We start from the raw sequence: 20,217 nt of genomic DNA, 5'->3' as shown, positions 1-20,217 counted from the left end.
GCCGCGAACGCCAGGCCCGCCACGCACCATCCGTCATAGACCGCGCCCCATGCTGACGTCGCTGATCGCCCGCATCGTCGTGTTTTCCGCCCGCCGCGCCTGGCTGGTGATCGCGCTGTCTCTGGCGGCGACCGCGTTCGGCGGCTGGTACGCGGCCACGCATTTCGCCATCAATACCGATATCGGCAAGCTGCTCGATGCCGACGAACCGTGGGCGCGGCGCGACGCGGCGCTCGGCGCGGCCTTTCCGCAGCGGGGCCAGATGATCCTCGCGGTCATCGAGGCGCCGTCCCCCGAGCTGGCCGACGCCGCGGCCAACGAACTGGCCCGGGACCTGAGCCGCCAGCCCGCCCGCTTCCGTGCGGTGGACCGGCCCGGTGGCGGCGAGTTCTTCGAGCGCCACGGCCTGCTGTTCCTCGAACCTGCCCAGCTTGCGGCCACGCTGGCGCAACTGCAGGCCGCACGCCCGCTGCTGCAGGCGCTGGCGCAGGACCCCAGCCTGCGCGGACTGGCCAACACCCTGACGGGCATGCTGGGCATGCCGCTGCAGATGGGCCAGGTCAACCTCGACGCGATGGCGCCCGTGTTGGCCGGCAGCGCGGCTACCCTCGAACAGGTGCTGGCGGGCAAGCCGGCCGCATTGTCGTGGTCGGCGTTGATGGCCGGCCCATCGTCCGGCGCATCGTCTGGCCCCTCGTCCAGCCCACCCGCCGGTCCCGCGCGCAGCTTCGTCGCCGTCAATCCGGTGCTCGACTACGGCGACCTGCAGGCCGGCGCCAAGGCCTCCACCGCCGTGCGCGACAGTGCGGCCCGGCTGCGGCTGGGCGAGCGCTACGGCGCCAGCCTGCGCCTGACCGGCGCGCAGGCATTGGCCGACGACGAGTTCGCCTCGGTCAAGGAGGGCGCGCTGCTGAACAGCGCGCTGACGGTGCTCGCGGTGATCGCGATCCTGTGGTTGGCCCTGCGCTCCGGGCGGCTGATCGCCGCCGTGCTGATCAGCCTGTTCGCGGGGCTGACGATCACCGCCGCGCTGGGTCTGGCGATGGTGGGCGCGCTCAACATGATCTCGGTCGCCTTCGCCGTGCTGTTCGTGGGGCTCGGCGTGGACTTCGGCATCCAGTTCGGCGTGCGCTATCGCGCCGAGCGGCATCGGCAGGAAAACCTCGCGGACGCGCTGCGCGATACCGCGGGGGCCCTGGCCGTGCCGCTGACGCTGGCCGCCACCGCAACGGCCGCGGCGTTCTTCTGCTTCCTGCCGACGGAGTACCGCGGCGTGGCCGAACTCGGGCTGATCGCGGGCGTGGGCATGGTGATCGCGCTGGTCGGCACCCTGACGCTGCTGCCCGCGCTGATCGCGGTGCTGCATCCCGGCGGCGGCGCGTCGCCACCGGGCTTGCCATGGATGGCGCCGGCGGACGCGTTCTTCGACCGGCATCGCAAGGCCGTGCTGCTGGTGACCTGTGCCGTCATCCTGGCGGCCTCCCCGCTGCTGCCGCATCTGCGCTTCGACTTCGACCCGCTGAACCTGAAGGACCCGCAATCCGAATCGATGGCGACGCTGCGCGCGCTGCGCGATGCACCGCAGGCGGGCACCAACGATGTGAGCGTACTGGCGCCATCGCTGGAGGCGGCCGCCGCACAGGCCGCCCGCGTCGCCACGCTGCCCGAGGTGGAGCGCGTCATCACGCTCGAAAGCTTCGTGCCATCGGACCAGGCGGGCAAGCTGCCGCTGATCGCGGCCGCCGCCCGCCAGTTGCTGCCGGTGTTGTCCCAACAGCCCGCACCCGCGGCCACGGACGAGGATCGCGTCGCGTCGCTGCGCGCCGCCGCGAAGCAATTGCTTGCCGCGGCGACAGGCAGGGATGGCACCGGCGCCGACGCGGCACGCCGCCTGGCCACGGTGCTGGACAAGCTGGCCGCCAGCGATGCCGCCATGCGCGACCGCGCCGAACAGGCCCTCGCCCTGCCGCTGCGCCTCGCGCTGGCCCGGTTGCGCTCGGCGCTCATGCCGGCGCCCGTCACGCTCGCCAGCCTACCGGCGCGCCTGGTGCGCGACTGGCAGGCGCCCGATGGCCGGGCGCTGGTCGCCATCAGTCCGAGGCTGCCGCCGCCCGGCGACCCCGCCCGCGCCGCTGCACTCGACCGCTTCGTCGAGGCGATGCGCACGGCCGCGCCGGAAGCCAGCGGCGGGCCCATCTCCATCGCGGGCTCGGCCCGCACCATCATGACGTCGTTCGCGCAGGCCGGCGCCTGGGCGGTGCTGTCCATTACCGTGCTGCTATGGCTGACGCTGCGCCGCTTCGGGGACGTGCTGCGTACGCTGGTGCCGTTGCTGGTGTCGGCGGTGGTGACGCTGGAGCTTTGCGTGCTGCTCGATATCCCGCTGAATTTCGCCAACGTGATCGCCCTGCCCCTGCTGCTCGGCATCGGGGTCGCGTTCAAGATCTACTACGTGATCGCGTGGCGCGAGGGCAAGACCGGCCTGCTGCAATCGAGCCTGACCCATGCCGTGCTGTTCAGCGCCGCCACCACGGCGGTGGCCTTCGGCAGCCTCTGGCTGTCGCACCACGCCGGCACGGCGAGCATGGGCAAGTTGCTGGCGCTGTCGCTCGTGTGCACGCTGATCGGCGCGGTGTTCTTCCAGCCCGTGCTGATGGGACGGCCGCGCGGCAAGGAATACGAGCCGCCGCTGGCGGCGCACCCGGGTCCGGACGCCTAGCCGGCGAGTCCGGCGTCGCGCGGCAGGCCGAATCCCGCCCCCACCCGTTGCCTTACTCCGCGCAGTGCGCGACGCGCCGCGAAGGCGTCGGCGGCCAGCCGCAGCAGCGCCCCCAGTTGCAGCGGGTGCGCCGCCAGCGCGCGCAGCACGCCGGGCACATGCACGGCGCCCGATGCATCCACCGCGGCGAGGGCCGCGGCGGGCACCGGGCGCTGCGCGGGATCGACCACGATCCGGCATAGCGCGAATGGCACGCCATGCGCCCGGGCCAGCGCCGCAACGAGGTGGGACTCCATGTCCACCGCCAGCGCGCCATGGCGGCGATGCAACGCTCGCTTTGCGGCCACCGTTGCGACCGGCAGATCGACACCGGCCAGCACACCGCGCCGCGCCATCGGCAAGGCCGCCAGCAGGGCCGCAGTCCAGGCAGGATCCGCCGCAAGACCGCCATCCGGGCCGTGCACCGCGTCGCCTATCACCACGGCCCCCGGCCGCAGCGCGGGATCGAGGCCGCCGGCAAAGCCGAAGCTCACCACGCCGCGGCACGGCTTGCGCAGGCGCGATCCCAGCCGGTCGGCCAGGCGCGCGCCGCCAAACCCGTGCAGCGTCTCGACATCCGGCCCCGCCGCCAGCGCCGCCTCGAACGCCATGCCGCTGACCACCAGCACCGGCGCCATGGCGCCCGGCCCGTCGCGGAAGATGGGCACCGCCGCGTTCACCGTCACATGCCCCAGGCGATGGCATCGGGCGGGACTCCACCATCCCCGCCCGCGCCGAGATTGCGGTATCGCGCCAGCGCCCACAGCGGAAAATAGCGCGCATAGCCGTGATAGCGCAGATAGAACACGCGCGGAAAGCCCACCGCCGTGTAGCGCTCCTCCTGCCACAGCCCGTCGGCCTGCTGCGCGCCCAGCAGCCACGCCACGCCGCGCGCCACCGCCTGGTGCCGGACCTCGCCGGCGGCCATCAGCGCCAGCAGGGCCCACGCCGTCTGCGACGGCACGCTCGGCGCGCTCTCATGTCCCTGGTAGTCGAGCCGGTAGCTGCTGCCGTCCTCGCCCCAGCCGCCGTCGGCGTTCTGGATGGACAGCAGCCAGTCCACCGCCCGCCGCATCGGCGCGGCGTCGTGCGCGACGCCCGCGGCTTGCAACGCGCACAGCGCGCTCCAGGTGCCGTAGATGTAGTTCATGCCCCAGCGCCCGTACCAGCTTCCGTCGGCGGTCTGCTCGCCAAGCAGATAGCGCAGCGCCGCCTGTGCGCGCCCGCTGTTGGCCGGCCCCTGGCCGAGTTGCGACAGCATCGACAGGCAGCGCGCCGATACGTCGGCCGTGGGCGGATCGAGCAGCGCGCCGTGGTCGGCGAAGGGGATGCTGTTCAGGTAACCATGCGTGTTGTCGGGATCGAAGGCGCCCCAGCCGCCATTGGCGCTCTGCATGCCCGCTACCCATTCGACAGCGCGGGCCAGCGCCGCGTTGTCGCGGGCGCCAGACACCGCACGCAGCGTCGCGCCGCGCAGGCCGTCTCGACTGGCGCGGTCCAGCGCCATCGCGACCACCGCGGTGTCGTCCACGTCCGGGTAGTGCGGATTGGCGTACTGGAACGCCCAGCCACCGGGCGCCAGATGCGGGCGGCGCACCGCCCAGTCCCCGGCGAGGTCCAGCACCTGGAGCGGCCGCAGCCAGTCCAGCCCGCGGTCCGCCGCGGCCCAGGCGCGCTCGCCGCCCGCCTCGAGCATCGCGTGGCAGGCGAGCGAGGTATCCCACACCGGCGACAGGCAGGGCTGGCAGTAGGCCTCGTCCCCGCGCACGACCAGCAGCCGGTCCAGCGCCGCGCGCGCCTGCGCCGCGCCGGCGTCCGTGCGCGGCACGCCGAGCGCATCGAACATCATGACCGCGTTGACCATGGCCGGAAAGATCGCGCCCAGGCCGTCGTCGCCATTCAGACGCTCGCGCACGAACGCCTGGGCGCGCCGCAACGCGCGCGGGCGCAGGCTCGCGGCGAGCAGCGGCTCCGCGATGCGCAGCGCGGCGTCGAACGCGCGAAACAGACCATGCCAGCGCCAGCTCTGATGCGGCGCCTTGCCGGGCATCCGCGCCGACGCGGGCGCGCGGCGGAACAACTCCGCGATGCCGACGCCGCGCGGATTGCGCGCGCGCGGGCGCAAGCTGTTGAGCACCAGCAGCGGCACCATCACGGTCCGCGCCCAGTAGGCAACCTTGGACAGATGAAAGGGAAACCACAGCGGCAGCAGCAGGATTTCCACCGGCATCATCGGCACGGCGCGCCACGGCATGGCGCCATACAGCGCCAGCAGCGTGCGGGTAAAGACGTTGCTGGACTCGGCACCGCCCAGTTGGTGGATGCATTCGCGCGCCAGACGCATATGGGCCGCCTCGGGATCGTCGCCGATCATCTTCAGCGCGAAGTACGCCTTGACGCTCGCGCTGACGTCGGACCGTCCCTGGTGGAACAGCGGCCAGCCGCCGTCGGCGTTCTGCAGGCGGCGCAGATAGCGGGCGATGCGCGCCTCCAGCACGGTATCGGGCGACTCGCCCAGGTAGTGCACCAGCAACACGTATTCGGCGGGGATGGTGGCGTCGGCCTCCAGTTCGAAGACCCAGTGGCCGTCGGCCTGCTGGCTGGCGGCGAGGGCTTCGACCGCCCTGGCGATCGCGAAGGCGAGCGTGCCGGGAACGGGCTCCTGCCCGTCGGGGAAGTCGCGTGGGAAATGCGCGAAGCGGGCAGCGTGGTCTGTCGTTGGCAAGGCCATGTCCTCCACAATGCATCGAACCGCATCCCGCGACGCCGGCCTGGGCGCGGGTCCCTGCGCCGCTACCGGCGACCGTCAGGCCATCGCATGGCGCAGCACGATCCACAGCAGCCGGGCGCGCGGCACGCGCACCTTCGTGCGTGGCGCGCTCCAGCCGCGCGCCTGCAATCGCGTCAGTATGCCGTGATAGACGTCCGCCATGATGCGCGGCGACCGTGCTCGCCCCGGCGGACAACGATCCATGATGGCCCGCGCCCTGTCGTAGTGCGCCTGCGCCTCGCGCGCCACCGCCGCGCACGCGGCTCCGATGGCCGGATGCGCCACGATCTGTGCGGGCGTGTCCAGCGTAACGCCCGCGGCGGCCAGTGCGGGACCGGGCAGATACACGCGGCCGCGCGCGGCGTCCTCGTCGATATCGCGCAGGATATTGGTCAGTTGCAGCGCGCGGCCCAGATGGTGCGCGAGCGGAAGGCCGCAGTCGTCGTCCAGGCCGAACACGCGCACGGCCAGGCGCCCCACCGCGCTCGCCACGCGGTCGCAATACAGGTCCAGCGTCGCATCGTCGGGCGCGCGGATGTCTTCCATCGCGTCCATCTCCATGCCGTCGATCACCGCGAGGAAATCGTCCCGGCGCAACTGGAAGCGCTCGATCTGCGCAGCGAGATCGGCAAGGGAGGAAGACGGGGCGCCGGCATAGCAGGCGGCGATCTCGCGGCGCCACGCCTGCAGGCCGGCGAGCCGCTCGGCGCGGGGCGCGTCGCCATCGGCGATATCGTCCACCGCGCGGCAGAACGCATAGATCTCGAACATGGCTTGCCGCTGGGATGCCGGCAACACGCGCATGGCGGCATGGAAGGAACTGCCGGAGGCGGCGGACCTGGCGGCCGGGGTGGCGCCCTGCATGGCGTTCTGAATACCTGTCACGCAACTCCTCGTCACGCGTTGCATCGCATGGTGTGCGCCGGGCCGCGGCGCGAAAGAACTGGCCGGGCGGCGGGGGGCGATGGTTCCGAAGTGCGGCGATTATAGCAACGGACCCTGCCGCCTTGACAGGCGTCCCGCCCTTTCCTATTCTCTGTCGACGTTCTCTTTAACGGCTCGCCGTTTTGTCCTACAGAACGTCGTAGCGGGGGTGCCTCCCTCCGTCCGGTGCCCCCGCTACGCTCTTTTCGATTCACCGCCGCCTTCCCGCCTCATGCGAAAACCCCTGCGTCATATCCGCGTACTCGACCTCACCAATGTGCTGGCCGGTCCGTTCTGCTGTCATCAACTCGCGCATATGGGCGCCGAAGTCATCAAGGTGGAAACGCCGGGCACCGGCGACCTGGCACGGCAACTGGGCGCCGACGCGGCGCTCAACCAGGCGCTGATGGGCGTCTCCTTCCTCGCGCAGAATCCTGGCAAGCGCTCGATCACGCTGAACCTGAAGCACGCGCGCGGCAAGGAAGTCCTGCGCCGGCTGGTGCGCGCGGCCGACGTGCTGGTGGAGAACTTCCGTCCCGGCGTGATGGCGCGCCTGGGGCTCGGGTACGAAGCGCTGAAGCAGGAGAATCCGCGCCTGATCTACTGCGCGATCTCGGGCTTCGGCCAGGATGGCCCGCTGAGCGACCTGCCCGCTTATGACCAGATCATCCAGGGCATGTCCGGCGTCATGAGCATCACCGGCGACCCGGACACCGCGCCGTACCGCGTCGGCTATCCCGTATCGGACACCATCGGCGGCATGACGGCCGCCTTCGCGGTGGCCGCCTCGCTGGCCGACCACGAGCGCACCGAGGGCTATTTCGTCGACGTGTCGATGCTCGAATCGACGCTGGCCACCATGGGTTGGGTGGTCTCCAACTATCTGGTGGCCGGCAAGCCGCCCGCCCCGATGGGCAACGAGAACATGACGGCCAGCCCGTCGGGCACGTTCCAGACCGGCGACGGCCTGCTGAACATCGCCGCCAACAAGCAGGAACAGTTCGAGGCGGTGTGCCGCGTGGTAGGCCGCCCGGAACTGGCCACCGACCTGCGCTTTGCCGCGCGCCAGGGCAGGCTGCAGCATCGCGAGGCGCTGAAGGCGGAACTGGAGCGCGAGCTGGCGCGCCAGGGCGCCGACGCATGGTGGGCGCTGCTCAACGACGCCGGCGTGCCCGCAGGGCCGGTCTACAGCGTGCCTCAGACGCTGGCGCACCCGCAGGTGGCCGGACGCGGCATGATCGGCAGCTTTGCGAACGCGCCGGGCGTGGGGCGCGACATCGACCTGGTGCGCACCGGCTTCAAGCTCAACGGCGAGGCCCCTTCGGTGGATGCCCCGCCGCCCGAACTGGGCCAGCATACCCGGGAAATCCTCGCCGAACTCGGCTATGCCGACGCCGACATCGACCAACTGCAGCAGGAGCGCGCGATATGACCGACAAGCTCGACCGCCCCATGGACGACGGCCAGCGCCGCACCGAGGACTGGTGGCGCACCGGCGTCATCGACATGCAGCCGGGCGTGATCCGCTACCGCGGCTACCCGATCGAACAGCTGATCGGCCAGGTGTCGTTCGCGCAGATGATCTGGCTGATGCTGCGCGGGGAGCTGCCGGGACGCGCCCAGGGCGAGCTGCTCGACGCCGCGCTGATGTCGGCCGTCGACCACGGCCCGCAGGCCCCGAGCATCGCCATCGCGCGCATGGCGGCCACCTGCGGCGTCGGCTTGAACAATGCGATGGCCTCGGCGGTAAACGTGCTGGGCGACGTGCACGGCGGCGCCGGCGAACAGGCGGTGGAGCTGTACCAGGATGTGGCGCGGCGCATGGACCAAGGCATCGCCCGGGACGAGGCGGTGCGCGGCGCGCTGGCAGACTTCCGCGACGCGCACGGGAAGTTCGTTTCCGGCTTCGGCCATCGCTTCCATCCGGTGGACCCCCGCGCGCCGCGGCTGCTGGCGCTGGTGGACGAAGCGGCGGCCCAGGGCGTGGTGTCGGGGCGATTCGCCACCATCGCGCGCGCGGTGGAGGCCGCGCTCGGCGCCGGCCGCAGCAAGCCCATCCCGATGAACGTGGACGGCGCCACCGCCGTCATCTACGCCGAACTGGGATTTCCCGCACCGCTGGCGCGCGGGCTGTTCTGCCTGTCGCGGTCGGTCGGCATCCTCGCGCATGCCTGGGAGCAGAGCCAGCAGGGAGGCCGGAACAAGGGCCCGATCCCGCGCGAATACCTGTGGACCTACGACGGCCCCGCGCCGCGCGATGTGCCGGCGGCCGATGCGGCGTCCGGGTCGTGATCCGGCCGCGTCGCCGGCATCAGGTCGGTTGCGGGCCGGCGGCGTGCGCGAAGGCCTCGTCCGCGGGCCCGGCGATTGCCGTCTCCAGCGCGGAAGCCAGCATATAGCGGTCGCGACCCTTCCCCTTGGCGACATACAGCGCCTGGTCGGCCGCGCAGAACAGCCGCTGCCAGAGGACCTGGGCCGAACCGGCGTCGCCCTTCAGCTCGGCGATCCCGATGCTGACGCTGGCGAAGGCGCCGTGCTTGCCCGGCAGCGGCACGCCGCGCACCTTGCGCAGGATGCGGTTGGCGAGCGCGGTGGCCTGCGACTCGTCGGTATTGGGACACAGGATGCAGAATTCCTCGCCGCCGTAGCGGCCGGCCACGTCCGAGGCCCGGCGCGACTGGTCCAGGGCGCCGGCAATCGCCTTGAGCACCGCGTCGCCGGCCCAGTGGCCGCTGCGGTCGTTGACCTGCTTGAAATAGTCCACGTCGATGACGAGGCACGACAGGGGCTGGCGGTAGCGCTGCCAGCTCGAGACGAGCGCGATCGCCGCGCCGTCCAGCGCGCTGCGGTTGAGCAGGCCGGTCAGGCCGTCCGTCCTGGCGCCGCGCTCCTTGTTGGCGACGATCTGCTCCATCGCCATCACGGTAAAGCCGAACAGGGCGAGCAGCGTTGCCACCAGCGGCGCCAGCAGCAGGATGGCGACGTGGCCGCCGGCAAAGAGCGGACTGACCAGCGGCGCGCCGCGCAGTCCGCCGGCCACGCCGGCAAGCTGCGAAATGAGCTGCACCGCGCAGGCGGCCAGCACCAGCGGCGTGCCGATCGGGCTGTGGTCGCGCGCGGTGCGCAGCAGCTGCCGCATGGACACCACGCTCAGGATTCCCAGCGCCCCGTAGCCCATCACATGCAGGCGGGCCAGGCTTTCCTGAGCCGTGAGCGCGCTGCCGATCGCCGCGATGCCGACCAGCATGCCCAGCGTCAGCCAATGGCTCCACGCCGGCAGGCCGTGATGGACGCGGATACCACAGTAGATGATGAGGCGGCCGGCGAAGTACACCATCGCGCCGAACGCGCCGAAGACCACGGCGTGGTCCGGGCCGGCATTGAGCGCCAGCCCCAGTCCGCCGCAGGACAGCACCAGATGGCCCACCGCCCACAGCCGGCCCGAGGCGCAGCCTTGCATGGCGAAGACCAGGCCCGCCGAGATCAGCAGCGTGCTCGAAAATACCACCACCATGACAATCACGATGCTGTGCTGGTCTAGCTGCACGGTAGTCCTCTGAAGATGACGCCTGCGCTGCGAGCCGCGAAGCCGGGTGCTGGCATGCCGCGCGGCATGTCGCCGTGCGCGCCGGTCCCGCGGGCCGAAAGCAGCGATGATAGCGATCCTCGGCGGTGCCGGGCATACCCCTGCGGATGGGCATGGCCCACCGCCGTGCCGCTCAGGCCGGGTAAGGGAAATCCCCACCCAAGGCGAGCGTCAGCTGCCGGGCCGCGGCCAGCACATGGCCGCGGAAGCCTTCGTCGAAGCGCACGGTCGGACAGGTCAGCGTCACCGCGCCCTTGAGCGCGCCGTCCGGGCCGAACACCGGCGACGACACCCCGGCGATATCCGGCACCCGGTCGCCGACCATCGATGCCACGCCCTCGCGCCGGATGGTGTCGTAGATCTCGCCCCTCGCCCCCGAAAACGCGCTCAATATCCGGCCGCCGGTGCCGCGGTTGCGCGGCAACAGGTCCCCCGCGCGGATGTGGTCGCGCACCGGTTGCGGGGAATCGACGCGATACAGGCACAGACGATGCTCGCCCTGATCGATATGGAACGCCGCGCTCTCGCGCGTGGTGCGCACGAGTTCCTGCAGCACCGGCATCACGACGCGCTCGAGCGAGAACGAGGCGGCATAGACCGCATGCAGGCGTGCCACCTCGGGGCCGAGGCCATAGCGGCCGTCGCCGTGGCGCACGATCAGGCGGGCATGCTCGAGCGACGCCAGCAGACGCAGCAAGGTGCTCTTGTAAAGGCCCGAGCGCTGCGCCAGTTCGACGAGGCTCAGCGTCGTGTCCCCCGCACGGAACGCGCGCAGCACGAACAGGGCACGATCGACGGCGACCGCGCCACCGTCGGCGGCATGCTGATCGGCGACGGAAACTTGGGCGGCTTTGCGGGGCATGCTGGGAGGAAAATGCTGGCGGTGGAGCGCTGGATGAAGGGGCGTTCCACGCTATAGAACGGTGGGGGGTTTGTCAATGCGAGGCTTCGTGGCACTTGACGGGGCGTCGCCACGAACTCCGCGCCCCCCGCACCCTCACCGCAACCGCGCAATCACCGCATCCGTAAACTCGCGCGTATTCGCCTTGCCCTTCAGGTCGCCGGTCTTGATCTGGTCCTCGTTCAGCGTTCCACCGATGGCCGCACGCAGCCGTTCGGCGAGATCGTTGCGCCCGACGTGCTCGAGCATCAGCCCTGCCGCCAGCATCAGCGAGATCGGATTGGCGATGCCCTTGCCGGCGATGTCCGGCGCCGAGCCATGCACGGCCTCGAAAATGGCCGCGTTCTCGCCGATATTGGCCCCCGGCGCCATGCCGAGACCCCCGACCAGCCCCGCAATCTGGTCGGACAGGATGTCGCCGAACAGATTGGTACACAGCAGCATGTCGAACTGCCATGGATTGAGCACCAGTTGCATCGCGCAGGCATCGACGATGCGGTCGTCCACCTCCACCCGGCCCGCATATTCCTTGCCCACATCGCGCGCGGCTTCCAGGAAGATCCCGGTCAGCGCCTTCAGAATGTTGGCCTTGTGGACGATGGTGATTTTCTTGCGGCCATTGCGCACGGCGTATTCGAAGGCGAAGCGGGCGATGCGGCGGCAGCCGTCGCGCGTGTTGGTGCCGGTGGAGACCGCCACCGCGCGCGGGTCGTCGCCCACGCCGATGTAGTAGTCGTGCGCCACGTAGAAGCCCGCCACGTTCTCGCGCACCAGTACCAGGTCGATGTCTTCGTATCGTCCGGGAATCAGCGTGCGGGCCGGGCGCACATTGGCGTAGAGCTGGAACGCTTCGCGCAGCCGCACATTGACCGAGCGGAAGCCGCCGCCGACCGGGGTGGTCAGCGGGCCCTTCAGCGCCAGCCCCGTCTTGCGGATGGATTCCAGCGTCGCGTCGGGCAGCGGATCACCACTGCTATCGACCGCCGCCATGCCGGCCTCGCACCTTTCCCAGGCAAATGGCGCACCCAGCGCGTCCAGCACCGCCAGGGTGGCTTCCATGATCTCGGGGCCAATGCCATCGCCGGGAATCAGCGTGGCCGGAATCTTGTCGCGGGTGCTCGTCTGCATCGGATCTCCTTGGGTTGGCGCCGGCGGTTACCCGATCCGATGTGGAAACACTACATCGCACCGGCCGACGGACTTCGCCCGCCGATTTTACGCGCCTCGTGAAGCTGCGCCACCGAACGCACCGCGCCTATTGCCACACGGCCGGCAGCAGCGACCGGTGAATCGCCTGGAAGCTTTCGTGGCCGCGTGCCATGAAAGCCAGGCGCTGGAGCATCATCCCGCTCAGGATGGCGGTGCAATCGAAGGCCTTGTGCAGGCCGAAGAGGCGATTCTTCCAGTCCGCCGATATGGCGTTCGGCACGAGCCCCGGCGCGAGCGCGCATGCCTTGTTCAGCAGCGCGCCGGCGTAGCCGCGCAAGGCCAGCGGCGATTCGAGCTCCGTGCCGAAGTACTGGCTGGAGGACAGCTTGGTGATCATTGCGGAAAGGCACAGCAGGAAATACGCCACCGCCCGGGGATCGTCCCGCATCGGCAGCCGGGGATACACGTCCACCAGCGCCGCCACATGCTCGTCGGTGACCTGGCCATCCACCCAGTTTCCCGCACTGTTGCCGGCGAGACAGGCCGAAAGGCGCTGTTGTTGCGCCGACGCGGTGAGATTTTTTTTCCCCTTGCCCGCCTGCATCGCGGCAAGGAACAAGGGCGCGAAGGGCTCCAGGCCCATGGCCTTGATCAACTGCGGGCGCGACTTCGCGCAGTCCCGCCGCTCGTAGATGTCCGACAGCGGCTTGAAGGGGCGCAAGGCTGCACCGACGTCGCGCGCCTGACCGACAGGAATGGCGCGCGGTCCGGCGTTGTCGGGCTGAAATTCCCACAGCATGTCCCATCTCGCGTCCGGAAACTCGCCGCCAAGTTTCCTTTCCAGGAAACGATTGGCGAAGTAGCCCTCCGACACCATGATGGCCGCGCCGGTCTCCCGGCAAACCAGCGGGAACAGTGCCTCGCCGGCCAGCTCGCTGGCCTGCTTCGTGGCGTCCTGCAACGGCCCCGGCAGCGCATCCAGCCAGCACGTGGTCAACCGTTCGGCCACGTCCAGTGCGCGGGGATCCTTGCATTCCGTCCGCGCGCGAAACACGAGCTGCATGATGCCGAGGCCGCTGCCCCTGGCGGCCCCGCTGGTTCCCAGTTGGCGCAGGGCCTCTTCCATAAAGCGGATCAGCACGCCTTCCGGCAGCGGCTCGACGAGCAGCTTCGTGTCGTAGCGCTGGACTTCCCTCTCGCAACACGCGGCGACCAGTTCCGCGATCTGCGCGTCCTCTCTCGCATACAAGGGGTTGCCGGCCAGCACATCGAGCATCGACAAATAGATGTCCCGCAATGCGGGCGCCGTGCCGCTCATGGGCGCATTGCGGGCCAGCATCAGCGCGTCCACGAGTTGCCGCATCAGCCTGACCTTGACCTGATCGTCGCCGATTGCGTCGATGCACTTTTGCAGGCTCGTGCCGTTGGCGCGGTGATTGAGGTAGTGCTCCTGGGTGTCGACGATGCTCAGGGACGCCACCTGCAACTCGATGTCCCTGGCACCGGCGTCCACGGCGCTCTTGAGCCATTCCCCACGCTCGACATAGACGCCGCGCAGGCTTGCTCCCCGGAGATCCACGTTGACGAGCGGGTGCAAGGTCAGGAAGGAACGATCCAGGCAGGCGTCGGCGAGCCGTGCCCCCTCCAATCTCGTGTCGGAGAGGATCGTATGGGACAGGTTCGCGCGCGTGAGATCGGCCCGTGCGAAGTTGGTGTACGCAAGATACTGGCGCGAGAAACTGGCCCCCACGAGGCATGCATCGGTGAAGTCCAACGCATAGGCGCGTTCCACCAGCACCGTCGAGAAATCGGCGCCTGCGCAGTTCGCATGGCGAAAGTCGCCGCGATCCAGATGCATCTTCGCCAGCCTGGCGCCGATCAGGTTCGCGCCAGTCAGTTTCGTCTTGCACGTGCGGGCTCCGCTGAGGTCAGCGCCCGCCAGGTCCGCCCCTGAGAGGTCGGTGAAGTACAGCAGCGACTCCTGAAGGTTGGCGCCCGCGAGGTTGAAGCGCTTCAGAGACGTACCGCTCAGGTCGAGCCGGGACAGGTCGATGCCGGACCAGTCCATGTCGGCCGGTCCGATGCGCGACAGATCGACCTTGGGAAAGTCGCGGGGCAGATTGCCGCTGATGCCCTTTTCCCGCTGCCTGGCCCTGGTCTTCGAGCGAATCGCCTTGATGGCGTCCACGGCGCGCGCCTTGTCCGCGGCGCGACGCGCATTCCCGGGTCCGGCCCGGCGCGGCTCGGGCAGCGGCACGATCTGCTCTCCGGCGACGACCGGCGAGCGCGCTACCGCCGTGAGCATCCGGCCGATCTCATCGGCCCGCGAACCGAACGAGCACCGCCGGAACACATCGGCGACGGCCTGCATGAAACGGATCAGCCGGTTGCCGGCAAGATCGAGGCGGCGGGCCGATACCCGCACGTCGTGGCGATGCACATGCACCGTGATCCCATACCGGTGCCCACCACATCCCAGTTCCCCTTTCCCTGCCGCCAGCAAGCGCCTGAGCGGCTGGGCCTCGTCCATCGCCGTCGTGGCCGGCGCGCACAGCAGCTGGCACACCTGCTTCAGGCGCGGCAGCGAGGCATGGTTGCCAGCGTGAATGGGTTCAGCCGTCTCCGCAGCAGCGCGCCCGGCGTCGGCGCCCAAGGCGGTTCGATGCGCGGTGCCGCCGAGGCCAAGGCGTCCGCAGTGCGCGGATGCGGGATCGGATTCCGGCCCCGGAAGCCGGTCCGATGCCCGGGCTTCGCTGTCCAGAACCGGAATGCTGTCGACGTGGAGAAATAGCATGGCAAAGGGGGAAAGGCGTTGCGGGAAAGGCGGCCGCTTTCCACGCGGGACAGCGGACCTCGATGGGGATGCGGGCTGCAAACGCCCAGCGATATTTCAACTCCACGCCATGGGCATCAGGGCCTCGCGGATCGCTCTGCGGCGCTCGTCGTGCGATGCAATGCGGGCCAGCTCGCTTCGCATCATGTCGCTCAGAATGGCGGTACAGGTGAACGCGTCGCCCAGACCGAACAAGCGGGCCTTCCAGTCGTCCCACACGCGAGGCCTGAGCAGATCCGGCGCCAATTGCCGCGCATGGTTCAACAGCGCGCCGGCATAACCTCGCAACGCCTGCGGGGAATCGAACTTGCTGCCAAAGTAGTAGCTTGAAGTCAGTCTGGTCATGATCGCCGACAGGCAGAGCAGGAAGAAGGCCTTCGCCTCGCGATCATTGGCCAGGCCCAATGCCGGATACGTCCGGAGCAGGGCCTCGACATGCTGGTCGGTCAGGACCGCCCCTTCCCACTCCCCTGCCAGATGTGGTCCCAAGCATTGCGTCAGCGCTTCGTGATGGGCGGGATCGGTCAACTTTTGGCCGCTGCGCGACGCCGCCATGGCCTTGACGAAGTAGGGCGTGAGCGCGCCAAGCCCGATGGTCTCCAGCAGCCGATGGCGATTCTGTTCGTCATTCCGCCTGTCGAACACCTTGCGCAGCAGCGGAAACGGCGCCAGGGCCTCGCGGACGTCGGTCACCTGGCTCGTGGAATACGACTCCGGCATGTCGCCGGGCTCCGGCGGTACCCGCCGGCAGGCCCACAAGTGCTCCCAGGTCAGGTCCTTGACCTCACCGCTCAGCGGCTTACCCAATATGCGGTTCGTGTAGTAATCCAGCGAGACAAGGATGCCGCCTTCGGTGTCCGGTCCCATCAGCGGAAACAGCGGTTCGCATGCCACGTCCTCCGCCCACTCCAGGCGGCCGATCAGCGCTTCAGGCAGGATGTCCCGCCAGGCGCGTTCGAGGTTCGCGGCGAGTTTCTCCACATGCGGCGCCCTTCCTTCGGCGCGCGCAGCGAAGACGAACTGCATGACGCTGACCCCATGGACACGGGCGGAATCCGGAGACTCGCGGATGCAGGCCAACAGGGACTCCATGTGGTAGCACAACTGGGCATCGGCGAGGTTCGGCGGAAGGAACTGCACGTTGTAGCGCGATCGCTCCGTTTCGCAGGATGCGGCGACCCGTCTCGCGATGGACTCGTCTTCCCGGCAATAGACCGGATTGCCCATCAGCACTTCCAGCATCGCGAGGAACGCGCCGCGGGCGACGTCCGGCCCGTCCATCAACCGCGGCCGTGACATCTCCAGCACGTCTAGCAAATGTCGCATCAGGCGAACCTTCAGCGCGTCGTCGGCGATGGCGTCGATGTTCCTTTGCAGGCTGGTGCCGTTGGCCCGGTGGTTCAGGAACTCTTCGTGCGTATCGGCACTGGACAGCCATAGCGCGTTGAAACTGATATCCGTGGCTCCGCCATCCGTCACATCCTTCAGGAAACCTCCGGTGCAGGCCTTGATCTCCCTCATGCTGGCTCCCAGAAGGTCGGCCCCTTTGAAACAGGCTCCTTCGGGCGATGACCGATCCAGCGAAGCCCCGACGAGCCTGGCCCCCGTGAATACGGCATGCCACAACAGGCATCCGCCAAGGTTCGCGCGCGATAGATCGGCCCCGACGAACCGCACGTTGCGCAAGTCCCTGTTCCTGCCCGACAGAGTCGCTCCAATCAAGCAACAGCCGGAGAAATCGGTCCCGTGGCTGATCTTGGCCCGCCTCAGGTCGACACCCGACAGGTTGGCATGCCGCAGCTTGCTGCCGTTGAGAACCGTATCCTGCAGCGTGGCACCCACGAGATTTGCGCCCGTCAGGTTGGCGCGCTTGAGATCCGCCTCGATGAGGGTGGCGTTGGCCAGCACCGCGCCCGAAAGGTCGGCGCCGCGCAACCGCGTGTATCGCAGGTGCGCCCCGGCGAGATTGAAGTTCTTCAGGTTCGTGCCGCTCAGGTCGAGCCCCGACAGGTCGATGTGCGCCCACTTCAGATCGGGCGGCCCAATGCGCGAAAGATCGACTTTGGGGTACTCATCGGATCGACTGCCGCCCAAGCCCATCATTGGCTTGGCGGCGGCCCACTCGCGCCTGATCTGCTGGATGGCCGCGCGTGCACGTGCCATTGCCGGTGATTCCGCCGGCTCGACGGATGCCGGGGCGCCGGCACCCCGCGCCACGCTGCCCGTACACCGGGATTGCATCGCTGGCGCGCGGGCAAGCTCCTGCAGCATCGTGCGGATCGTGCTTGCCCGCGAGCGCAGCGATCCACGCCGGAATACATCCAGCAAGGCCTGGAAGAAGCGCAGCGCGCCATGCTGTGCCAGGTCGGTACGGCGCACCGATACAGAGACGCCGCCGCCCGCGGCGTGAACGGCTACCGCATAGCGGTGGCCGCCGCAACGCAGTTCCCCCGCTCCGGCGGCTAGGACGCGCTTCAGCGGAGCCAGCTCCGCGAATTTCGCGGTAGTGCCAACGGATGCCAGCTCACAGATCTGTCCGAGCCGCCGCAGGTCGGCGTAGTCGCCCCCCTGGACCGAGAGCTCGTTCTCCCGCCGATGGAGCAGCGCCTGCACCCTTGCTGCCGCCTTCGCATCGCCGCGCGGGGAAGTCACCGCGATAGGGCAGCCGCCCTGGGTCCTGGCGCCCCACGCTACCCGGTAGAGAGTCTTGCCCAGGCGAAGCCGACCGCATTCGCGCAAGGCGCGCATGTCGTCCGGGTCGAGGCGGGTGAGCGCCGCGGCATCGCGGCATTGCAGGGAAGTGTTGCGGGAACCGAGCGCGGGCATGATCGAAGGCGGACGTAGTTGGCAGCATGTCGCCCTCGGGAACCGCATCGGGATGCGATGCACCACGCCCGCTTCGATCGGCTGCTGCCGGATCGGAGGCGAGTCGCTCCGGTTCAGGGCAACGGCGCATTCTCGCGAACCCGACCCGTCATTGCTGTTGCGCGGCACACCGCGGCTTTCGGAAATGGTCCCGCGCCGCCCTGTTGGGCGGCGCCCCGGCTTACTCCGCGGACTGCTGGCCGCCCGGCCGGGTACGAATCACCACTTCCGAATGCAGGGTCCGGTGCACCGGACACTTGTCGGCGATCGCCATCAGGGCGTCGCGCTGCGCGCCATCGAGCGGGCCCTGTATATCGATCTCGCGCTCGATCCAGTCCACCTTGCCTTCCTTGTTCTCGCATTCCGCGCAGTCCGCGGCATGGATCTTCTCGTGGCGCAGCGCCACCGATACGTGCTCCAGCGGCAGGCCCTTGCGCTCGGCATACATGCGCATCGTCATCGCGGTGCAGGCGCCCAGGGCAGCCAGCAGCAGGTCGTACGGCGCGGGGCCGCCATTGAGTCCGCCGAACGACACCGGCTCGTCGGCCAGCAGCCGGTGCGGACCCACTGTCACCTGCTGCTGGTACTTGCCCAGATGGTTTTCCTCGACACGCACCAGCCCCTCCTCCTGTGCCTCGGCCGTCATGCCGGCGGCGTCGATACCAAGGTAGCGCTGGCTCCAGGCGGCGATGGTATTCGCTACGTAGGCCGCGTCTTCCTTCCCCGACAGCAGATGGTTGGCCTTGTCCAGCGACACGAAGCTCTTGGGATGCCGCGCCGCGCTGAAAATCTGCGACGCATTGTCGATGCCCACGGTGTCGTCGGCCGGCGAATGCATGACCAGCAGCGCGCGCCGCAGCGCCGATACCTTCGCGAGGAGCCGCTGCTCGGCCACATCGTCCAGGAACTGCCGCTTGATGCGGAAAGGACGGCCGGCGAGCGTTACCTGCGCCTCCCCATCGGCCTCGATGGCGGGCCTGTGGTCGCCGAACATGCCGACCACGTGAGCCGGATCGCTTGGCGCCGCGATGGTGACCACCGCCCTGGCCTCCGGGATGTCGCCCGCCGCGGCCAACACGGCCGCCCCGCCCAGGCTATGGCCGATCAGCAGCGCGGGCGCCTGATACTGGGTTCGCAGGAAATCGGCGGCAGCCAGCAGGTCCGCCACGTTCGAAGAGAAGTTGGTGTTGGCGAATTCGCCATCGCTGCCACCGAGCCCGGTGAAGTCGAAGCGCAGCACGGCAATGCCATGCTGGGTAAGCGCCTGGGCGATGCGGCTGGCCGCCAGGGCGTCCTTGCCGCAGGTGAAGCAATGGGCGAACAGCGCGAAAGCCTGGATGGCGCCGGCCGGCGTGTCGAGCCGGGCCGCCAGTTGCTGGCCGTCGCGTCCGGCAAACTGCAGGCGCTGGTTGGGCATGTCGGGATCCTCCGGAGGTGGCACGAGCGGCCGATGGCCGTAATGTAGCCCGATTCCAGGGCGGCATCCCAGGCGCGCGTCGCCCCCGGCTCAGCGCTGCATGCCCCAGCGCCGCACGGTGATTTCCTCCAGCGAGCGGAACACCAGGTTCTCCACCAGCAGGCCGATCAGGATCACCATGGCCAGCCCGGCGAACACCCGGTCGGTGTAGAGTTCATTGCGGTTCTGGAAGATGTACCAGCCCAGGCCGCCGCTGCCGGAGGACGCCCCGAACACCAGCTCCGCGGCGATCAGCGTGCGCCAGGCGAAGGCCCAGCCGATCTTCAGGCCGGACAGGATCGCGGGCAGCGCCGCCGGCACCAGGATCAGCAGCACATACCGCAGCCCGCGCAGCCCGTAGTTGCGCCCCGCCATGCGGAGCGTCTCGGGTACGCCACGAAAGCCGGCGTAGGTGTTCAGAGCGAGCGGCCACAACACGGAGTGCACCAGCACGAAGACCAGGCTGCCATTGCCCAGTCCGAACCACAGCAGCGCGAGTGGCAGCAGCGCAATGGCCGGCAGCGGGTTGAACATCGAGGTCAGCGTGTCCAGCAGATCGCGGCCGAGCTCGGTGGAGACGGCGAGCGTGGTCAGCACGAAGGCCAGCACGATGCCGCCGAGATAGCCCTGCACGAGCACCGACAGGGACACCGCCGCCTTGCCGGGCAGGTCGCCGTCGGTCACGCCTTGGACGAAAGCGCGCGCGGTGTCGACAAAGCCCGGCAGCAGCAGCGCGTTGTTCTGCACGCGGGCAACGATCTCCCACAGCAAGGCCAGCGCCAGCAGGATCACGGTCTTGCGCAACCAACCCTGCCGCCACAGGCGCTGGCGCAGCGGCAGCGGCCGCTCCACCGGAACGGCGAGGACGGGCTCGGGTTGGCGCTCGTATTCGGGCCGCACGAGCGGCGCCGCATGCGTGGACGAGAGAGAAACGGGCATCGGGCCTTCCAGATCGGTGATGTGACGGGAGGGGTT

At 69.3% G+C, this 20,217-nt stretch carries 13 protein-coding genes; 3 read left to right on the top strand and 10 right to left on the bottom strand.

Features of this window, described 5'->3' with window-relative positions; genetic code table 11:
* Positions 1-49 precede the first annotated feature (49 nt).
* The gene (hpnN, locus tag LDO27_RS00160; protein WP_224038903.1) at positions 50-2,719 is read left to right on the top strand and encodes a hopanoid transporter HpnN; all 2,670 of its coding nucleotides are present in this window, start codon (positions 50-52) and stop codon (positions 2,717-2,719) included.
* Here hpnN and LDO27_RS00155 read toward each other — a convergent pair.
* From LDO27_RS00155 to hpnD, 3 genes are all read right to left on the bottom strand, one after another.
* Complete coding sequence (locus tag LDO27_RS00155) at positions 2,716-3,426, bottom strand: phosphorylase (RefSeq protein WP_322790797.1); 711 nt, start codon at positions 3,424-3,426, stop codon at positions 2,716-2,718. The genes hpnN and LDO27_RS00155 overlap by 4 nt on opposite strands.
* A 14-nt stretch (positions 3,427-3,440) precedes the next feature.
* Positions 3,441-5,489 (bottom strand): squalene--hopene cyclase, encoded by a 2,049-nt coding sequence (gene shc, locus LDO27_RS00150; RefSeq protein WP_377747401.1) that lies wholly within the window; start codon positions 5,487-5,489, stop codon positions 3,441-3,443.
* Between the two features lie 75 nt (positions 5,490-5,564).
* Positions 5,565-6,413 (bottom strand): presqualene diphosphate synthase HpnD, encoded by an 849-nt coding sequence (hpnD, locus tag LDO27_RS00145; RefSeq protein WP_377747399.1) that lies wholly within the window; start codon positions 6,411-6,413, stop codon positions 5,565-5,567.
* A 271-nt stretch (positions 6,414-6,684) separates the two neighbouring features.
* Between hpnD and LDO27_RS00140 the strand changes: the two genes are divergently transcribed.
* Both LDO27_RS00140 and LDO27_RS00135 read left to right on the top strand, forming a co-directional pair.
* Positions 6,685-7,884, top strand: coding sequence for a CaiB/BaiF CoA transferase family protein (locus tag LDO27_RS00140; protein WP_224038901.1), 1,200 nt, complete (start codon positions 6,685-6,687; stop codon positions 7,882-7,884).
* Positions 7,881-8,744 carry a citryl-CoA lyase gene (locus LDO27_RS00135; RefSeq protein WP_224038899.1) on the top strand — a complete coding sequence of 288 codons (864 nt, stop codon included), beginning with the start codon at positions 7,881-7,883 and terminating at the stop codon, positions 8,742-8,744. Before LDO27_RS00140 ends, LDO27_RS00135 begins: the two co-directional genes overlap by 4 nt.
* Before the next feature lie 19 nt (positions 8,745-8,763).
* On the opposite strand, the gene LDO27_RS00130 is transcribed toward LDO27_RS00135, so the two are convergent.
* The 7 genes from LDO27_RS00130 to LDO27_RS00100 form a co-directional block, all read right to left on the bottom strand.
* Positions 8,764-9,999: a GGDEF domain-containing protein gene (locus LDO27_RS00130; protein WP_224038897.1), complete on the bottom strand. Its 1,236-nt coding sequence runs from the start codon at positions 9,997-9,999 to the stop codon at positions 8,764-8,766.
* Positions 10,000-10,171: 172 nt separating this feature from the next.
* The gene (locus LDO27_RS00125) at positions 10,172-10,900 is read right to left on the bottom strand and encodes an IclR family transcriptional regulator (protein ID WP_222209323.1); all 729 of its coding nucleotides are present in this window, start codon (positions 10,898-10,900) and stop codon (positions 10,172-10,174) included.
* A gap of 135 nt (positions 10,901-11,035) precedes the next feature.
* Positions 11,036-12,067 carry an isocitrate/isopropylmalate dehydrogenase family protein gene (locus tag LDO27_RS00120; RefSeq protein WP_224038896.1) on the bottom strand — a complete coding sequence of 344 codons (1,032 nt, stop codon included), beginning with the start codon at positions 12,065-12,067 and terminating at the stop codon, positions 11,036-11,038.
* A gap of 127 nt (positions 12,068-12,194) precedes the next feature.
* On the bottom strand, positions 12,195-14,741 hold the full coding sequence (locus tag LDO27_RS00115) for a pentapeptide repeat-containing protein (protein WP_224038894.1): 2,547 nt from the start codon (positions 14,739-14,741) through the stop codon (positions 12,195-12,197).
* Between the two features lie 237 nt (positions 14,742-14,978).
* Positions 14,979-17,747: a pentapeptide repeat-containing protein gene (locus tag LDO27_RS00110; RefSeq protein ID WP_224038892.1), complete on the bottom strand. Its 2,769-nt coding sequence runs from the start codon at positions 17,745-17,747 to the stop codon at positions 14,979-14,981.
* Between the two features lie 220 nt (positions 17,748-17,967).
* Entirely contained in the window at positions 17,968-19,203 is a 1,236-nt protein-coding gene (locus LDO27_RS00105) for a bifunctional alpha/beta hydrolase/OsmC family protein (protein WP_224038890.1), read from the bottom strand.
* 90 nt (positions 19,204-19,293) lie between these two features.
* The gene (locus tag LDO27_RS00100; protein ID WP_222209334.1) at positions 19,294-20,181 is read right to left on the bottom strand and encodes an ABC transporter permease; all 888 of its coding nucleotides are present in this window, start codon (positions 20,179-20,181) and stop codon (positions 19,294-19,296) included.
* Positions 20,182-20,217 lie beyond the last annotated feature (36 nt).

Origin of the sequence: Cupriavidus respiraculi (assembly GCF_914271545.1) — a bacterium.
In the GTDB taxonomy this organism is placed as follows: Bacteria; Pseudomonadota; Gammaproteobacteria; order Burkholderiales; family Burkholderiaceae; genus Cupriavidus; species Cupriavidus respiraculi.
Note: the sequence above shows the minus strand (reverse complement) of the source record. Positions and strands in the feature narration are given on the sequence as shown.